Below are 16,654 nucleotides of genomic sequence, written 5' to 3' on the forward strand. Positions count from 1 at the left end.
CCTGCGTCAGCAGCAAGGAGGCGAACTATACGTCCCACAGATAATCGCGTCAACACCTATTCGCAAAATTCTTCTCGGCGGCGCAAATCTCCCGTATCAGACCGGGGTGCCGGAAGGCCCGTTTAGCCTGATCTGGCGGCCCTAAACGCAGATTCAGCCACGTGTATTCGCCACGCCGGCAATTACCAACGCCGATCAGCAAATCGTACAACCAGAAAATCCAGCAGCGCCCGGATAGCTGGCGATAGCTGCCGGCGCGATGGATATAAACCATAGATAGTCATCTGCGGCGGCTGCCAGGCTGGCAACACGGCCACCAGCTCACCCCCCGCCAGCAAACGGTTGGCCAGGTAGGTGGGCTGTAGCGCGATGCCACCCCCCGCCAGTGCTGCCTGCAACAGCACCGTTGCCTCATTGGCAGTAAAGCGCGGGGTGACGCTGACCTCCTGCCACGCGCCTTCCTGGTTGAAGCGCCAGGTACTGCGACCAAAATTGGCATAGCCCAGACAACAATGCCGGCCCAACTCCGCTGGGTGCTGCGGATAGCCATGCGCCGCCAGATAGGCAGGCGCTGCCACCAGGACGGAATCGCAAGGTGCCAATGGCCGGGCAATCAGCGCGGGGTCCGGGTCGGCACTGATGCGCACCGCCAGGTCGATGCGCGACTCGACCAGATTCACGGCACGGTCCCCCACATCCAGATCTATCTTCAATAGCGGATGCATGGCCAGAAAGTCACTGATGGCCGCCGCCAGGTGGCCGTAGGCAAACGACATGCTGCAGGTCAACCGCAGCTGCCCTCGCAGCAACCCGTCGGGCGGGGATATCTCCGCCTCCACCTCCTCGACCAACGCCAGCATCTGCTGGCTGCGCCGCAGGCATTGCTCGCCGGCATCGGTCAGCGCCACACGCCGGGTCGTGCGCTGCAATAGGCGGGCACCCAGCCACTGCTCCATCTCTGCCACATAGCGGGTCACCATGGCGCGCGACATATCCAGGCGCTCCGCACTGGCGGTAAAGCTGCCGGTCTGGGCCACATCGGCAAAAACACGCATCGCCAACAATCTATCCATATCACTTGCTCGATATACGCAACAAACATGAACAGATTAGCCGATTTATCCGGACGAATTAAGCCACTAAAGTGCACCTCACTGAAAACGACGCGGGATTAGGCCCGTTGTCGCCACCCTCAAGGAGTTACACCATGCTGCGCCCCACCCTGCTTGCAACCGCTCTGCTCAGCCTTGCCGCCACCACCCAGGCAGCCCAGCCCCTGCAGCTCAAACTCTACAATGCCGATGCAGGCAGCTTTCACGCCAATTCAGTGTTGATCACCGGCAGCAGCGAAGCCATGGTCATCGACGCCGGCTTCACCCGGGCAGATGCCTATCGCATTGCCGCCCACGTACTTGATAGCGGCAAGACGCTCAAGACCATATTGATCAGCAATGCCGACCCTGACTATTACTTCGGTGCGGCAACACTCAAAAACCTGTTCCCCCAGGCAGACATCGTCGCCAGCCCCGCGGTGGCGGAAAAGATCAAGGCCAAGCAGGCCGCCAAGCTGGCTTACTGGGGCCCCAAGATGGGCGCCAATGCCCCCCTGCAGCCGGTACTGCCGCAGCCACTCTCCAGCACTACCCTGCTGCTGGATGGTGCCACCATCGAGTTGCGTGGCACCCAAGGCGTCTTGGCGCATCGGCCCTATGTCTGGATTCCCTCCTTGCGCACCATCGCGGGTAATGTCGCCGTCTTCAGCAAGCTGCATGTCTGGACCGCCGATACGCAGCAAGAAAGTGAGCGCAAGGCCTGGCTGAGCCAACTGGCGGAGATGCAGGCACTGCAGCCTGCCGTTGTGATCCCCGGCCATATGGCGACAGGTGGCGCACTTGACGCCAGTGCCATCCAATACACCCGTGATTATCTGCTGCGCTTCGACGCAGCCAGCCAGCAAGCCAAGACCAGTGACGAACTGATAGCCGCCATGCAACGCGCCTACCCCGAAGCCGGCCTGGGCATTACACTTGATATAGGCGCCAAGGTCCGTATGGGAGACATGAAATGGTAAGCCCCACCCTGCACTATTACTACGATCCACTGTGCGGCTGGTGCTACGGCGCCGCCCCCTTGATTACCATCGCGGCAAGCTTGCCCGGCGTCGCCCTGCACCTGCATGCCGGCGGTATGCTGGCGGGAGATCAACGCCGCACCATCAGCACGGCCTGGCGAGATTTTGTATTGCCACACGATCAACGTATCGCCGAACTCACCGGCCAGCCCTTTGGCACAGGCTATAGCGATGGACTGCTGCGCGATAGGACGGCCGTGCTCGATTCGGCACCACCCATCAGCGCCATCCTGGCAGCCGAGTCAGCCGCTGGCATGGGCCTGGCCATGCTGCATCGCCTGCAGCAAGCCCACTATGTTGCGGGCCTGCAGATTGCCGCCCCTGCAGTCCTGCATCAGTTGGCCGCTGATCTGGGGCTGGATACCCATGCGTACGCCAACGCCTACGACAAGCTGCAAGGCGCCGAAACCGCCAGCCATATCGCCAGCAGCCGAGCGCAGATGGCACAGTTGGGCGCACGCGGCTTCCCTACCCTGGTTCTGGTCAATGACACGCAGCAGGAAATCCTGCCGCTGGACCGCTACCTGGGCAAACCCACTGAATGGCAAGCCTGGTTGCGCGACAGGCTGGCAAATGTGGGCAGCAAGTCCCGGCCGTCACAGCAACTGGCCTGCGACACCGGCACCTGCACAGTGTGATACGCAGGCTGCTGGCGACACGCTAATACCCCAGGTATTGGATAGGGTTGGCACTTACCGTGCCTGGGGCCTTTGGATAACATGGCGAATCAGCACCCGCCATCCAGGAATCCCATGCGTCTTGTCCACTGTACCGAAGCCCGCCACGCCGAGGCCATACTGGCCATTTTCAATGACGCTATCGTCAACTCCACTGCATTGTATGACTACCACCCCAGGCCGGCCGCCAGCATGGTGGGCTGGTTCGAGACCAAGCGGGCCAATGGCTTTCCCGTCATCGGTTTCGAGGATGATGAGGGCACGCTGCTGGGTTTTGCCAGCTATGGCACCTTCCGCGCCTGGCCGGCCTTCAAGTATTCGGTCGAGCACTCCGTCTATGTCCACAAAGACCAGCGCGGCGCCGGCCTGGGTCGCAAACTGCTGGAGGCATTGATAGTCGAAGCCCAAGCGCGCGGGGTGCATACCCTGGTAGGTGGCATCGATGCCGACAATGCCGGCAGTATCGCCCTGCATCTGCAGCTGGGTTTCAGTCACGCCGGCACCATCCGGCAGGCAGGCTTCAAGTTTGGCCGCTGGCTGGATCTGGCGTTCTACCAGTTGTTACTGCCTACACCACAACAACCGGTGGATGGCTGAACGCCGCCCAGCAGGCATATATATAAGATGCCCCAGTGGCCGGCAAGCCGACAGGACGGCCAGACTCGCCCAGCCAGGCAGGGTCGGACGAATCTGGCCGGCCCACAGGCATCACTCCTTGTGCGCCTCGAAGCGGCGCCGGGTTTCATCTTCATCACGCTGGCCAAAGGCATAGTTGGCCTCCAGCCACATCACGTTGACCACGCCAAAGGCCAGTGCCAGCCCCAAACCCAGTATCCAGGCGAAATACCACATTGCTTGTCCTCTCTTAATAAGCGGTATGACTGTCGCGCCGGATGGCCTCTACCGTCACCGGCCCACGCAATACCCGATAGACCCAGCTGGTATAGAGCAGCACGATGGGTAGCAGGATGGCGGTCACCAACAGCATGGCCCAAAGGGTTTTATGGCTGGAACTGGCATCCCACAGGGTAAGGCTGCTCTGGACATCCATGCTAGAAGGCAGCACAAACGGAAACAGCGACAAGCCCGCCGTCAGCAGAATGGCGACTATCGCCATACCACTGGCTAGAAACGCCGCCCAACGCCAACTACGCCAGGCCGACAGGCTAGCCAGCAAGGCCGCCGCCACACCGCTGGCAGGCATCAGCCATAGCCAGTCCCAGCGAGCATAGTTGTGCAACCAGCCGCCTGCTACCCGGCTGACCGTCTTCTCAAATGGCGTCAGCGCCTTGGCCACTTCGCCCTGGCTTTGCAGGCTCAAACCCGGCATGTCCGCGAGCCACACGCCACCCAGTACGAACAGCAGCGCCAGCAGGCAGCCCAACACCATGGCAGCCCGCCGCGCACGCCAGCAAACCGCAGCCTCGGTGCGCAGCAGCAACAAGGTAGCGCCATGCAAAGCCAGCAGGCAGGCCGATACCAAGCCGCAGTACAGGCCAAACGGGTTCAGCTGATCAAGCAGACCACCGCCATAGCTGACCCGCATGGTGTCGTCGAAGCGATAGGGCAGACCGACAAACAGATTGCCAATCGCAATCCCGAACACCAGCGCCGGCACCAAGCCGCCAACAAACAGCCCCCAGTCCCAGAAGCTGCGCCAGTACGGGTTGGCCAGCTTGCTGCGGTAGTCGAAACCTACCGGGCGCAGGAACAAGGCACATAGCGCCAGCACCAGGGCGTAATAGAACACCGAGAAGCCCGCCGCATACACCAGCGGCCAGGCCGCAAAGATGGCGCCGCCGGCCAGCACCAGCCAGACCTGGTTTCCCTCCCAGGTGGGGCCCACCACATTGATGGCCACCCGGCGTTCTTCGTCGGTACGGCCTACATAGGGCAGCAGCATGGCAACCCCCATGTCAAAACCGTCCATCAAGGCAAAGCCGATCAGCAGGGTCGCCAGCAGTCCCCACCAGATCAATTTCAGCGTGTCGTAATCCAGCATGTGGCGCTCCTTCTAAGCAGTGGTGGCTTCGCCGTGATATCGACCCGTGCCCAGGCTGGCCGGCCCCAGCCGTATGTATTTGAGCATTAGATACATCTCCACCACGAACAGGCCCAGGTAGATGGCACCTATACCCAGCAGACTGGTCCACACCTGGCTGGCCTCAATGCTGGAGACCGACAGATGGGTAGGCAGGATGCCCGAGATGGTCCAGGGCTGCCGGCCATACTCCGCCACAAACCAGCCCAACTCCGCCGCCACCCAAGGCAAGGGGATGGCGACCACGCACAGGCGCAGCAGCCAGCGCCGGGGGGCCAGCTGCTTACGCGCCAGATACCAGAAGCTGGCGCCAAAGATGAACAGGAACAGAAAGCCCAGCCCCACCATGCCACGGAAGGCCCAGAACAGCGGTGCCACTTGCGGAATGGTGTCGCTCACCGCCTGGGCGATCTGCGCCTCGGTCGCATCCACCACCCTGGGCGTGTACTTCTTCAGCAGCAGACCAAAACCCAGATCGGCCTTGTGCTGCTCGAACTGCAGCAGCACAGCGTCGGACTTGTCACCTGCCTTGAGCTTCACCAGCGCCTCATAGGCCTTCATGCCACGGCGTATGCGCAGATCATGATTGCGCTTCAGATCCTTGATCCCGATCACGGGCTCGTCGACCGAGCGGGTAGCGATCAGGCCCAGTACGTAGGGCACCTTCACCGCATAGTCAGTACGCTCCTCGGCCTGATTGGGCAGGCCAAACAGGGTCAGCCCTGCTGGCGCAGGATGGGTTTCCCACTCCGCCTCGATCGCCGCCAGTTTTACTTTCTGCACCTCGCCCGTGGTGTAGCCCGATTCGTCGCCCAGCACGATGACCGACAGGCTGGCAGCCAGGCCAAAACCCGCCGCAATGGCAAACGAGCGTATGGCGAAACCGGTATCACGGGCACGCAGCAGGTAAAGCGCCGATATGCCCAGCACGAACATGGCCCCCGTGACATAGCCAGCCGCCACCGTGTGCACGAACTTGGCCTGCGCCACCGGGTTGAAGAACACTTCCGACAAACTCACCAGCTCCATGCGCATGGTGTGATAGTTGAACTCGGCGCCCACCGGGTTCTGCATCCAGCCGTTGGCGATCAAGATCCACAAGGCCGAGAGATTGGTCCCCAACGCCAGCAAGGTGGTCACCATCAGGTGCTTGACCGGGCTCAGGCGGTTCCAGCCAAAGAAGAACAAGCCGATGAAGGTGGACTCCAGAAAAAAGGCCATCATGCCTTCTATCGCCAAGGGCACGCCGAAGATGTCCCCTACATAGTGGGAGTAGTAAGCCCAGTTGGTACCGAACTGGAACTCCAGCGTCAGCCCGGTGGCCACCCCCATGGCGAAATTGATACCGAACAACTTGCCCCAGAAGCGGGTCATGTCTTGATACACCTGCCGGCCGGTCATGACATAGGCGGCCTCGCAGATCACCAGTATCCAGGACAGCCCCAAGGTCAATGGCACAAACAGGAAGTGGAACATGGCCGTCAACGCAAACTGCAGGCGTGACAGGGTGACCACGTCATCGGGTGAGATCATGGGAGGCTCCGCGAGTGGGGGATACAGGGGGTAGGGGCTGGGCCGCCGTGCCGAGCAGTTGCTGCTCCACCTGCGGCTGGGGTACGGTCATGTGGCGGGCCAGTGGCTCGCTGAACCAAAGGTGCTTGGCGGTAAAGAAGAGGGAGAGCTTGACCGCCACGATCACGCTCAATTCCAGCCACAAGCGGGGCCGGCGCGTGGCAAGGGCAGGTCTGGGGCCAGGGTCGGGGTCAGCCATGGCGGTCAAGCCTCGCCGCCATCACGGGCACCGAACTTGAGCTTGTCGGCGAACTCCAGCACCTTCTGTACCTTGGCCCCCAGTTGCATCAGCCGTATCACCGTCTCTGGCGAGAGCCGCTGCACTTCGTCCAGCCAGCCCGTGGTCAGCTCGATCAGCCCGTGCATCTCGCGCATGCGGTCCTGGGCAATCTGGTCCGCCTCGCTATCGGGGCGCTCCAGCAAGGCCTCGCGCAGCATGCTGAGGGTAGGTTCTATCTCGCGGCGACGGCGCTCCTCCATCAACACCCGGAAGATGTCCCAGACATCCTTGGGCGGCTCAAAGAAGTCGCGCCGATCACCGGGCAGGTGTACCAGCTTGACCAGCCGCCAGGCCTGCAGCTCCTTGATGCCTATGCCGACATTGGAACGGGAAAACGCCAGCGTCTCGCCTATCTCGTCGGCACATAGCGGCTTGCCACTGATATAGAGCAGGGCATAGATCTGCCCCACAGTGCGGTTGACCCCCCAGCGGGAGCCCATTTCACCAAAGTGCAGCACAAAGCGTTCAGCCAGCGGAGTCAGGTTCATGCTCAATTTCCAGTATTTTCTGGAAATTTAAACATTACTGCCATTCATGGCAAGTACAGTTGCAAAAAAGCCGGCAATCAGCCGGCTTACTGTGCACCGTTACGGTTACTTCTGCAGACGCAGGCAGTACTTGTCGTAGTCGGCCTCTATCTTGGCCTGCTTGGCCGCCATCTTCTCCAGGTCCCAAGGTTTGGCACCCATCTTCTTGCGCTTCTCTATCAGCACCAACTCGTTGACGTACTTCTCGCATCGGGCTTTCTCCTTGCCCGGCAGATGCTCGTAGAAGATGGGGGAATACTTATCCGGCAATGTCGGCTGCGCGGCCATGGCGGGTGCCAGCAGCAGCATGGGCAAGATCAAACGGGCAAGCATAAGCGGCTCTCTTCAAGACACAACGAGTTGATACGGCGGTTAAGTTGCGCAGCCAAGCTGAAATCCTGCCAGAGGCGCTGGCCACAACGCCCCACCGGCACTACGCCAACCAGGCTATTGCTCAGCAACACAGCCTCGGCCCCCAGCATGACATCCGCATCGAAAGACCGCAACACGGTTGGCAAGCCCAACTCGGTGGCAAGCTGCAACACCATCTCGCGCATTACGCCAGCCACGCCACAATCCGTTAGCGGGTGCGTCAGCAAGCAGCCATCCTGCAGCAGGTAGAGATTGCTCATCACCCCCTCTACCAGCTCACCTCGCGCATTACGCATCAGGCCTTCGAATATCGCCGGGTCGCTCCACTCCCGCCTGGCCATCACCTGATCCAGCCGGTTGAGATGCTTGACCCCGGCCAATCCGGGCTGTATTGGCAACAACCAGTCGCACAGCCTGATGGCTGCGCCATCGCGGTAAAGCGCCTCCGGGTAGGCGGGCAAGGGACCGACCAATACCAGCCGGGTAGGCGGTGCGTCCGGTGCACAGGCATAGCCCCTGGCGGCCACCCCGCGCGTCACTATCAGCTTGATGCTGGCATCCCAGGGCGCCAGTCTTGCCAGATCGGCCAACCAGAGGGCTTCATCCGGGCACACCATGCCCAAGCGATCACAATCGGCCTGCAGCCTCGCATACTGCCTGGGCCAGGCCAGCACCCGTCCGGCCTGGCAGCGCAGGGTACGGAACACCCCGTCGCCATAGGCCAGTCCGCGATCCCGTGGAGAGATTACGGTATCAACCTCGCCATTGATCAAGGTGGTTTGCTCGGTCACGCCTCTCCCTTTCCCTCACCTAGCCGGTGTGGCCACCGCACTAGTGCTGCACCCCCAGGGCGCGCAGCAAGCCCCTGGCCTTGGCGCGCGTCTCATTCAGCTCCCGCTCGGGATCACTATCGGCCACGATGCCAGCACCTGCGCGGAAGTACAAGGCATCGCCATCCTGCATAAAGGTACGAATCAGGATATTCAGGTCCAGCGAGCCATCTCGATTGATATAACCCAGGCTGCCGGTATAGGCACGGCGCGGCCTGTCTTCCAGCTCCCGGATGATCTGCATGCAGCGAACCTTGGGGCAACCGGTAATCGTGCCGCCGGGGAACAAGGCCCGCAATACCCCAGCCACATGCTGCCCTGCACTCAAGGTACAACTGACGGTGGACTCGATATGGTGGACATAGGTATAGCTGGTCACTTCCATCAAGGCATCCACCTTTACCGTACCCGGCACGGCAATACGCCCCAGATCGTTGCGCTCCAGGTCGATCAGCATGATGTGCTCCGCCCGCTCCTTGGTCGAAGCCAGCAGCCTAGCCTTCTGCGCAGCGTCCTCTTGCGGATCAGCAGAACGGGGATGCGTACCTGCGATGGGACGCGTCTCCACCCGGCCCTGCCTGTCTATCTTCACCAGGCGCTCAGGCGATGAACTGACGATAGCCTGGCCGCCCCCCAGATCCACATAGGCAGAGAACGGCGCAGGATTGGCGCGGCGCAACTGGGCGAACAGGTCCAGCGGCCCGGCGCCATCGGCCAGCCTGGCGTCCCAGCCGCGCGACAGATTGACCTGGAATACATCGCCCTCGCGGATATAGTCCTTGCAGCGCAAGGTCCCCGCCAGGAATGCCGCCGGCTCGTCCTCCCCCAGTTGCTGCAAGGCAATGGCTTGTGGCGCAAAGACCGGCACGGCAGCCAGCAATGCCTGCAGACTGGCCAGTTGCGCCTCGGTCTCCGCCACCAGCACCGCCCCACCCTGGCCTCGCCTTACCAAGATGGCAGCCGGCACCCTGGCCAGCAGCCCCAAGGGGAAGTCCCTGTCCTGTCGTGCCGGTACCGTGGGTTCCAGTGTCTCCAGCCACTCATAGCCCAGATAGGTGAACCAGCCACCACTAAAGGGTAACTCCCCTGCCTCTATCCGGGGCGCGACGGCGATACGGGCAAGGTCGTCGTATAGCATCTGCCCCTCGTGCCCGGCATAGACACGCACCGACATAGGCAGGGCGAACAGGATGTCCCAGCCGGTGTCGCCAGCAGACTGCAACAGATAGGGAAACGCAGCCGGATGGGCCGCAGCCAGCGCCAGCAGATCGGGCGTGGTATCTAGCGATAAGGTTGGCATCGCGCAGCAAATCAATGAAAACGCCGCGCAGTCTCCCGCGCGGCATTCTGTTTGGCAAGCTGCTTGGCGGCTATTCCGCCAGGAGGCCCGCCACCACAGGGCAGTACGCTACGTCGTTCTAGCGCGCAACGCCTCCCGCACCCAGGCTAGGCCCGCTTGAACACCAGGGTGCCATTGGTTCCGCCAAAGCCGAAGGAGTTAGAGATCGCCACCCGGATAGTCATGTCACGGGCCGTATTGGCCACGTAATCCAGATCACAGCCCCCCTCGATATCCTGCTCGAACAGATTGATGGTGGGCGGGCTCTTCTGGTGGTGCAAGGCCAGGATGGAATACACCGCCTCTACCCCACCCGCGCCGCCCAGCAAGTGACCCGTCATGGACTTGGTCGAGTTGATGGCCAGCTTGCGGGCATGGTCACCAAAGGCAATCTTGAGTGCATTGGTCTCGTTGGCATCGCCCAGCGGCGTGGACGTGCCGTGGGCGTTGACGTAGTCGACCTCGTCAGGATTGACGCCGGCATCCCGCAACGCATTCTGCACGCCACGGGCCGGGCCCTCGGCATTCGGCGCGGTGATGTGGTGGGCGTCCGAGCTCATGCCAAAGCCGGCCAGCTCTGCATAGATGGTGGCGCCGCGCTTGACCGCGTGCTCGTACTCCTCAAGCACCAGCACCCCAGCCCCCTCGCCCATGACAAAGCCGTCCCTACCCTTGTCCCAGGGGCGCGATGCCGTGGTCGGGTCATCATTGCGGGTAGACAGTGCCTTCATGGCCGCAAAACCGCCTATGCCCAAGCGGGCGATGGCACATTCGGCACCGCCCGCCACCATAATGTCAGCGTCGCCGTACTGGATCATGCGGCCAGCATCTCCTATGCAGTGAGCGCCAGTGGTACACGCCGACACGATGCCGTAGGAGGGGCCTTGATAGCCCTTGATGATGCTGACATGGCCCGCGATCAGGTTGATCAGCGAACCAGGAATAAAGAATGGACCGATCTTGCGCGGGCCGCCCTGCAGCAGATCCACGCCGGTTTCCTCAATCAGGGGCAGACCGCCGATACCCGAGCCGATATTGACGCCGACACGGGTCTTGTCCAGACCAGCGATATCGTCCAGGCCGGCATCCTTGATGGCATCCAGCGCAGCGGCGATGCCGTAATGGATAAAGGTATCCATGCGGCGTGCCTCTTTGGGCGAAATGTATTGGGTGACATCGAAGCCACGCACTTCCCCGGCGATCTGGCAGGCCATATCGCTGGCATCAAAACGGGTGATGGTGCCGATACCGCTCTTGCCGGCCAGCAAATTGGCCCATCCCGAAGCGACATCATTGCCTACAGGAGAAACATGGCCCAGGCCAGTAACGACAACTCTGCGTTTGGACATTGGAACTTCCTATCGAGAACAGCTGCGCATCACTCTACATGACTCGCATGACAATACACCACGGTCAAACAAGCGACCGATCAAATTGAACAGCAAATGTGACAAGACCCCGCCGCGAGCAAACGCGTCGGGGTCTTGCACACCCTGCAGCCAAGCCGGTCAAGGTCTGGCACACAGCTGGATTACTTGCCCTGATGGCTCTTGACGTAATCGATGGCTTGCTGAACGTTGGTGATCTTTTCGGCTTCTTCGTCCGGAATTTCGCACTCGAATTCTTCTTCCAGCGCCATCACGAGCTCAACGGTGTCGAGCGAGTCGGCACCGAGGTCTTCAACGAAGGACGAGTCGATCTTGATATCGGCTTCGTTGACGCCCAGCTGTTCGGCGACGATCTTCTTCACGCGTTGTTCGATATTTTCCATTCTTGAACCCAAACCTTTCGTGTTGGATGGTCAAAAGCGCCCGCATTCTATCAAAAAACGGCGACGCCAAAAAACGGAGTGAAAACTCCAATTAATTCATATACATACCACCATTTACATGCAGGGTATTACCCGTCACGTAAGCGGCTCGGTCCGATGCAAGGAAGCCCACGGCATCGGCAATCTCCTGCGGCTGCCCCAAACGCTCCAGCGGGATCTGCGCCAGCAGCTTCTGCTTGTAGTCATCCGCCAGGCTGGCTGTCATATCCGTATCGATAAAACCGGGGGCCACGCAGTTGACCGTGATATTGCGGCTACCCACCTCACGTGCAAGCGACCGCGTAAAACCCATCATGCCCGCCTTGGCAGCGGCGTAGTTGGTCTGGCCCGCAGAGCCGGATGCACCTACTACCGAAGCAATACTGATGATGCGCCCCCAGCGGGCCTTCATCATGCCACGCAATACGGCCTTGGAGAGCCGATATACGGAACGCAGATTGGTATCCATGACGGCATCCCAGTCCTCTTCCTTCATCCGCATCAGCAATTGGTCACGGGTAATACCCGCATTGTTCACCAGCACGGCAATGGTGCCGTGGGTTTTCTCGACCTGCTCCAGCGCAGCATCCAGGGCGGCGCTGTCGTTCACGTCGAGCGCCAGGCCCTGGCCCTGATAGCCGGCAGCCGCCAGGTAGTCCGATATGGCCTGCGCACCCGTGTCGCTGGTGGCCGTACCTATCACGATGGCGCCCTCTTTGCCCAGGGTCTCAGCGATAGCTCGGCCTATGCCGCGGGATGCACCGGTAACCAGTGCTACTTTGCCTGTTAGGGACATGCGTCGTCTTCCTCGCTCACTTGCTCATTCGTCAATTGTTCGTCAGGCGCCAGATCATCGAGGCCAGCCAGAGGCCAACACCCGCCACCTGCATGACCAAGGCCTTGCCGCTGGGCCTGGCATCATCACCGCTCATGTACTGCCCCAGCTTGCCAGCTGCGTACAGGAAAAACCCCGCACCGGCAGCCAGCGACCATGCCACACCGTTGACTAGGCCGTCATGCACGCGGGTAACCCCCAGCAGCAGTGCCAGCGGGATAAACAACCGGTCTATCCAGCGCATGCGGCGAAATGCCTCTACCACCCGGTTCACAGGGCCGCCTTCAGCTTGTCGAAACTGGCCGGCTCGGTCAGTGCCATGCCGCTCAGCTCGCCATTGATGCGCTTGGTCATACCTGCCAGCACCTTGCCTGGGCCGCATTCAGCCACTACGGTCACGCCATACTGGGCCAGCAGTTGCACGGTCTCTACCCAACGCACCGGGCTATAGAGCTGGCGCGCCAAGGCCCCTTTAATCTCATGATCATGTGACCAGGCAGTGACATCTGCGTTATGAATCACCGGAATCGCGGGCGTGCGGAGCGTCATGCCCGCCATGGCCGCTTCCAGTTGCACGGCGGCAGGCTTCATCAGCGCGCAATGCGAAGGCACCGATACCGGCAGTGGCAAGGCCCGCTTGGCGCCCCGTGCCGTACAGGCCTCACAGGCACGATCCACGGCAGCCTTGCTACCTGCAATCACCACCTGGCCAGGGGTATTGAAGTTCACCGCCTCTACGACCTCGCCTTGCGCCGCCTCGGCACAGGCGGCACGGATGGCGTCATCGTCCAGGCCCAGAATGGCAGCCATGCCGCCCTGCCCGGCTGGCACTGCGGCCTGCATGGCCTCTGCCCGCAGGCGCACCAGGCGCACAGCATCCTTGAAATCCAGCGCATCGGCCGCCACCAGAGCCGAGTACTCGCCCAGGCTGTGGCCGGCGAGATAGTCAGGCTTGCGCCCGCCGGCCGCCAGCCAGGCTCGGTATACCGCTACGCCTGCCGCCAGCATTGCCGGCTGGGTATTGACGGTCGCATTGAGCGCCTCGTCCGGGCCGCCCGCTATCATGGCCGCCAGGTCAAAACCGAGCGCCTCGCTCGCTTCAGCCAGCGTCTGCCGCACCACATCGCTATCAGCGAAGGCATTCAACATGCCTATGGCTTGCGAACCCTGGCCAGGAAAAACAAATGCAAGTTTCATCTATCGCGCTTTCCTATCCCCGCGCTGCGCGGGCTGCCGCCATATCGGCCAGCACCCTCGCATAGGCAGGGCGTTGCTTCATGTGTTCGAGATAAGTCGCCACCGGCAGCCCTGCAAACCAGTCTCGACCGTAGACCTTGTCGGTAATCCGACTGATCAAGGGAAAATGGACGGCAGCGGCACAGTCCGCCAGGGTAAACATCTCGCCCGCCAGGTAGGGTGAAAAGCGGGCCACCCTACCAAACGCCTGCACCCCTCGGTCCAGCTGGCGTGCCACCTCATCCTTGACACCATCGGCCACTGGCGCGCCAAACAAGGCGTGCGGCAGTAAACGACGGGCCACCAGCTCCACATCCTGCTCCAATATCTGTATCAGTTCACGCACCTTGGCACGCGCCAGCAGGTCCTTGGGCAGCAAGGCCACCTCAGGATAGCGTTCTTCCAGATACTCCAATGCAGCCTGGCTCTCGCAAAAGCGAGTACCATCCACCTCGAAGTAAGGCACCTTGCCTGTGGGGCAGCGCGCCAGAAAATCCGCCTCTTGCGAGGGGCCTGTCGCGATCTCCTCGAAAGCGATACCCTTCTCCAGCAAAGTCAGCTTGACCTTGTTGGAGTAGTTCGAGAATGCTGAGCCGTAGAGTCTGAACACGCTATCACCCTTGTTTTTCGACGACGTTTCCAGAAAATAAGCGCAGATACTACCCTTCAAGCGGTCAAACCGCTAGCAAGCAGGCGCTTGTTTGATGCACCTCCGCCCACCACCTACCAGCGCAGCAGGGCCGATCCCCAGGCAAATCCGCCACCTATCCCCTCCAGCAGCAGCAGCTCCCCCGGCTTGAAACGACCCGCTCGGGCCGCCTCATCCAGGGCCAGCGGGATGGATGCGGCCGAGGTATTGCCATGCCTATCCAGGGTGACCACCACCTTGTCCATGCTCAGACCCAGGTGCTTGGCGGTGGATTCGATAATTCGCAGATTGGCCTGATGCGGCACCAGCCAGCTCAGTTCAGACTGCGGCAGACCCGCCGCAGTCAGCGTTTCGGTAGCCAGCTCGGCCAGCGCCTTGACCGCAAACTTGAACACCGCCGGGCCATCCATATGCAGGAAGGGCTTGCCGCTGACATCGCCATGCATGATGCTGGCCGGGGTAGTCAGAATGTCGCGGTAACGACCGTCTGCCTTGAGCTTGGTGACCAGAATGCCTGGCTGCTCAGTGGCTTTCAGCACCACCGCGCCAGCACCATCGCCAAACAGCACACAGGTACTGCGATCATCCCAATCCAGTATGCGGGAGAACACCTCCGCCCCCACCACCAGCGCCGTCTTGGCCATGCCGCCACGAACAAACTGGTCAGCCGTTGCCAGGGCATAGACAAAACCGGCACAAACGGCCTGCACATCAAAGGCGGGAAAGCCGTGCACACCCAGCTTATCCTGCAATATGCAGGCCGTGCTGGGGAACACGACGTCGGGCGTGGTGGTAGCCACGATGATCAGGTCGATATCGGCTGCGGTAACTCCCGCCGCCTCCATCGCGGCCAGGCTGGCCTTGAGCGCCAGATCACTGGTCAGTTCGTCTGCAGCGGCGATACGGCGCTCACGGATACCCGTACGCGTCACTATCCATTCGTCACTGGTATCAACCTGCTGGGCCAACTCGGCGTTGGCCAGTACGCGCGCGGGCAAATAGCTGCCCGTGCCGGCAATGCGGGAATACTGCACTTCGGTCTCTCCATCCGCCGCCTCGTGGGCAGCGGTACGCTGGGGTAATGCCCGCACGAGACATGGTCGCACGGGTCAGAAAATACCAGGGCTCGCCCACAACCCCCATCTTGTTTCGCGCAGAAACGCTGCCTGCGCAGGCTATCGGCCCGGCTATCTCGCCCGAGCCACCATCCACACACTTGATCGCATCTCGCCCGGCCCGAACCAACACAGCACCAGGCAAGCTGCGCCACACCCCAACCGGTTAGCCACGCTCGGCCGCAGCCTTGCTGGCCACCACATGGTCTGCCATGGTTTCGGTAATCTTGTGCAGCACGCCGGAGCGGGCTTCTTCCAGCGCCTGCTCCAGCGCATAGTAGAAACCCAGCCTGTCTGCACCGCCGTGGCTCTTCACCACAATACCGCGCAAGCCCAACAGGCTGGCGCCATTGAAGCGCCGGGTATCCATGCGGTGGCGAAAACTCAGCAACACCGGCATCGCCACCAGGGCAATCAACTTGCGCCACCAACTGCGGGAAAACTCGTCCTTCAGTATCTCGGTCAGCATCTTGGCCAGGCCTTCCGAGGCCTTCAAGGCCACATTGCCGGTAAAGCCGTCGCAGACCACCACATCCACCGTTCCCTTGTAGATGTCGTTGCCTTCCACATTGCCACGGAAGTTGAGACTGGATGCCTTCAGCAACTCGGCCGCCTCCTTGACCACCTCATTGCCCTTGATGTCCTCTGAGCCAATATTGAGCAGGCCGACTGTGGGCCTGTCCTGGTGATTCAGCGCACTACTGAGCGCCGCCCCCATCACGCCGAACTGATACAGCTGCTCGGGCGTACAGTCGACATTAGCCCCTAGATCCAGCACGCAACTGGTGCCGTGCATGGTGGGCAACATCTTGGCAATAGCCGGGCGATCTATGCCCGCCAGGGTCTTGAGCACAAAACGGGCCGTGGCCATCAGCGCACCGGTATTGCCCGCCGAAACGCAGGCATGTGCCTCGCCGGATTTGACCAGATTGATGGACACCCGCATGGACGAGTCTTTCTTGTTCTTGAGGGCCAACTGGGGCGCCTCGTCCATGGCCACGACTTCGCTGGCGTGATGAATGCGCAGACGCGGGCCGACCGAGGCATGACGCGCCTTCAGCTCGGCCTCGATGGCATCTTGCAAACCCACCAGGACCACGTTGACGTCGGGATGTGCCTTGAGAAACTTGAGTGCGGCGGGCACGGTGACATGCACACCGTGGTCGCCGCCCATTGCATCGATAGAGACTGTGATTTCCATGGGCGGGAGATTACGGGCTAGCGCGATGTTCGCCAAGCG

Annotated in this window: 20 protein-coding genes; 3 read left to right on the top strand and 17 right to left on the bottom strand. The window is 61.3% G+C overall.

Annotated features, from left to right (window positions below):
* Positions 1 to 182: 182 nt before the first annotated feature.
* Entirely contained in the window at positions 183 to 1,073 is an 891-nt protein-coding gene (locus V7714_RS17915; RefSeq protein WP_335710939.1) for a LysR family transcriptional regulator, read from the bottom strand.
* Positions 1,074 to 1,207: 134 nt separating this feature from the next.
* Between V7714_RS17915 and V7714_RS17920 the strand changes: the two genes are divergently transcribed.
* The 3 genes from V7714_RS17920 to V7714_RS17930 all read left to right on the top strand — a co-directional run bounded on the left by V7714_RS17920 (position 1,208) and on the right by V7714_RS17930 (position 3,405).
* Positions 1,208 to 2,071 carry an MBL fold metallo-hydrolase gene (locus V7714_RS17920; protein WP_335710940.1) on the top strand — a complete coding sequence of 288 codons (864 nt, stop codon included), beginning with the start codon at positions 1,208 to 1,210 and terminating at the stop codon, positions 2,069 to 2,071.
* Complete coding sequence (locus V7714_RS17925) at positions 2,065 to 2,769, top strand: DsbA family protein (RefSeq protein WP_335710941.1); 705 nt, start codon at positions 2,065 to 2,067, stop codon at positions 2,767 to 2,769. The genes V7714_RS17920 and V7714_RS17925 overlap by 7 nt, the downstream gene beginning before the upstream one ends.
* Before the next feature lie 114 nt (positions 2,770 to 2,883).
* Complete coding sequence (locus V7714_RS17930) at positions 2,884 to 3,405, top strand: GNAT family N-acetyltransferase (RefSeq protein ID WP_335710942.1); 522 nt, start codon at positions 2,884 to 2,886, stop codon at positions 3,403 to 3,405.
* Between the two features lie 111 nt (positions 3,406 to 3,516).
* Here V7714_RS17930 and cydX read toward each other — a convergent pair whose 3' ends face one another.
* The 16 genes from cydX to plsX form a co-directional block, all read right to left on the bottom strand.
* Positions 3,517 to 3,660 (bottom strand): cytochrome bd-I oxidase subunit CydX, encoded by a 144-nt coding sequence (gene cydX / locus V7714_RS17935; RefSeq protein WP_284198430.1) that lies wholly within the window; start codon positions 3,658 to 3,660, stop codon positions 3,517 to 3,519.
* A gap of 13 nt (positions 3,661 to 3,673) precedes the next feature.
* On the bottom strand, positions 3,674 to 4,810 hold the full coding sequence (cydB, locus tag V7714_RS17940) for a cytochrome d ubiquinol oxidase subunit II (protein ID WP_335710943.1): 1,137 nt from the start codon (positions 4,808 to 4,810) through the stop codon (positions 3,674 to 3,676).
* 12 nt (positions 4,811 to 4,822) lie between these two features.
* Positions 4,823 to 6,382: a cytochrome ubiquinol oxidase subunit I gene (locus tag V7714_RS17945; RefSeq protein ID WP_335710944.1), complete on the bottom strand. Its 1,560-nt coding sequence runs from the start codon at positions 6,380 to 6,382 to the stop codon at positions 4,823 to 4,825.
* A complete protein-coding gene (gene cydP / locus V7714_RS17950) occupies positions 6,366 to 6,620 on the bottom strand; it encodes a cytochrome oxidase putative small subunit CydP (protein WP_335710945.1) in 255 nt (84 codons plus the stop codon). Before cydP ends, V7714_RS17945 begins: the two co-directional genes overlap by 17 nt.
* Positions 6,621 to 6,625: 5 nt before the next feature.
* A complete protein-coding gene (locus V7714_RS17955; RefSeq protein ID WP_335710946.1) occupies positions 6,626 to 7,189 on the bottom strand; it encodes a GbsR/MarR family transcriptional regulator in 564 nt (187 codons plus the stop codon).
* Positions 7,190 to 7,294: 105 nt separating this feature from the next.
* Positions 7,295 to 7,561 carry a hypothetical protein gene (locus V7714_RS17960; protein WP_335710947.1) on the bottom strand — a complete coding sequence of 89 codons (267 nt, stop codon included), beginning with the start codon at positions 7,559 to 7,561 and terminating at the stop codon, positions 7,295 to 7,297.
* Positions 7,546 to 8,391 (bottom strand): aminodeoxychorismate lyase, encoded by an 846-nt coding sequence (gene pabC / locus V7714_RS17965; RefSeq protein WP_335710948.1) that lies wholly within the window; start codon positions 8,389 to 8,391, stop codon positions 7,546 to 7,548. Before pabC ends, V7714_RS17960 begins: the two co-directional genes overlap by 16 nt.
* Before the next feature lie 40 nt (positions 8,392 to 8,431).
* Positions 8,432 to 9,730 carry an aminodeoxychorismate synthase component I gene (locus V7714_RS17970; RefSeq protein WP_335710949.1) on the bottom strand — a complete coding sequence of 433 codons (1,299 nt, stop codon included), beginning with the start codon at positions 9,728 to 9,730 and terminating at the stop codon, positions 8,432 to 8,434.
* 146 nt (positions 9,731 to 9,876) lie between these two features.
* Positions 9,877 to 11,118, bottom strand: coding sequence for a beta-ketoacyl-ACP synthase II (gene fabF / locus V7714_RS17975; protein WP_335710950.1), 1,242 nt, complete (start codon positions 11,116 to 11,118; stop codon positions 9,877 to 9,879).
* Between the two features lie 182 nt (positions 11,119 to 11,300).
* On the bottom strand, positions 11,301 to 11,540 hold the full coding sequence (gene acpP, locus V7714_RS17980; protein WP_284198422.1) for an acyl carrier protein: 240 nt from the start codon (positions 11,538 to 11,540) through the stop codon (positions 11,301 to 11,303).
* A gap of 91 nt (positions 11,541 to 11,631) precedes the next feature.
* Positions 11,632 to 12,375 (bottom strand): 3-oxoacyl-ACP reductase FabG, encoded by a 744-nt coding sequence (gene fabG / locus V7714_RS17985; RefSeq protein WP_335710951.1) that lies wholly within the window; start codon positions 12,373 to 12,375, stop codon positions 11,632 to 11,634.
* A 31-nt stretch (positions 12,376 to 12,406) separates the two neighbouring features.
* Positions 12,407 to 12,688, bottom strand: coding sequence for a hypothetical protein (locus V7714_RS17990; protein ID WP_335710952.1), 282 nt, complete (start codon positions 12,686 to 12,688; stop codon positions 12,407 to 12,409).
* Positions 12,685 to 13,611, bottom strand: a complete 927-nt coding sequence (gene fabD, locus V7714_RS17995; RefSeq protein WP_335710953.1) for an ACP S-malonyltransferase — start codon at positions 13,609 to 13,611, stop codon at positions 12,685 to 12,687. The genes V7714_RS17990 and fabD overlap by 4 nt, the downstream gene beginning before the upstream one ends.
* A gap of 13 nt (positions 13,612 to 13,624) precedes the next feature.
* Positions 13,625 to 14,260, bottom strand: a complete 636-nt coding sequence (locus V7714_RS18000) for a glutathione S-transferase family protein (protein WP_335710954.1) — start codon at positions 14,258 to 14,260, stop codon at positions 13,625 to 13,627.
* A 113-nt stretch (positions 14,261 to 14,373) separates the two neighbouring features.
* Positions 14,374 to 15,333, bottom strand: coding sequence for a beta-ketoacyl-ACP synthase III (locus tag V7714_RS18005; protein WP_335711019.1), 960 nt, complete (start codon positions 15,331 to 15,333; stop codon positions 14,374 to 14,376).
* Positions 15,334 to 15,580: 247 nt separating this feature from the next.
* Positions 15,581 to 16,615, bottom strand: coding sequence for a phosphate acyltransferase PlsX (gene plsX, locus V7714_RS18010; protein WP_335710955.1), 1,035 nt, complete (start codon positions 16,613 to 16,615; stop codon positions 15,581 to 15,583).
* Positions 16,616 to 16,654: the final 39 nt, after the last annotated feature.

The sequence above is a fragment of the Chitinimonas sp. JJ19 genome (genome assembly GCF_036961565.1).
Taxonomy (GTDB): domain Bacteria; phylum Pseudomonadota; class Gammaproteobacteria; order Burkholderiales; family Chitinimonadaceae; genus Chitinimonas.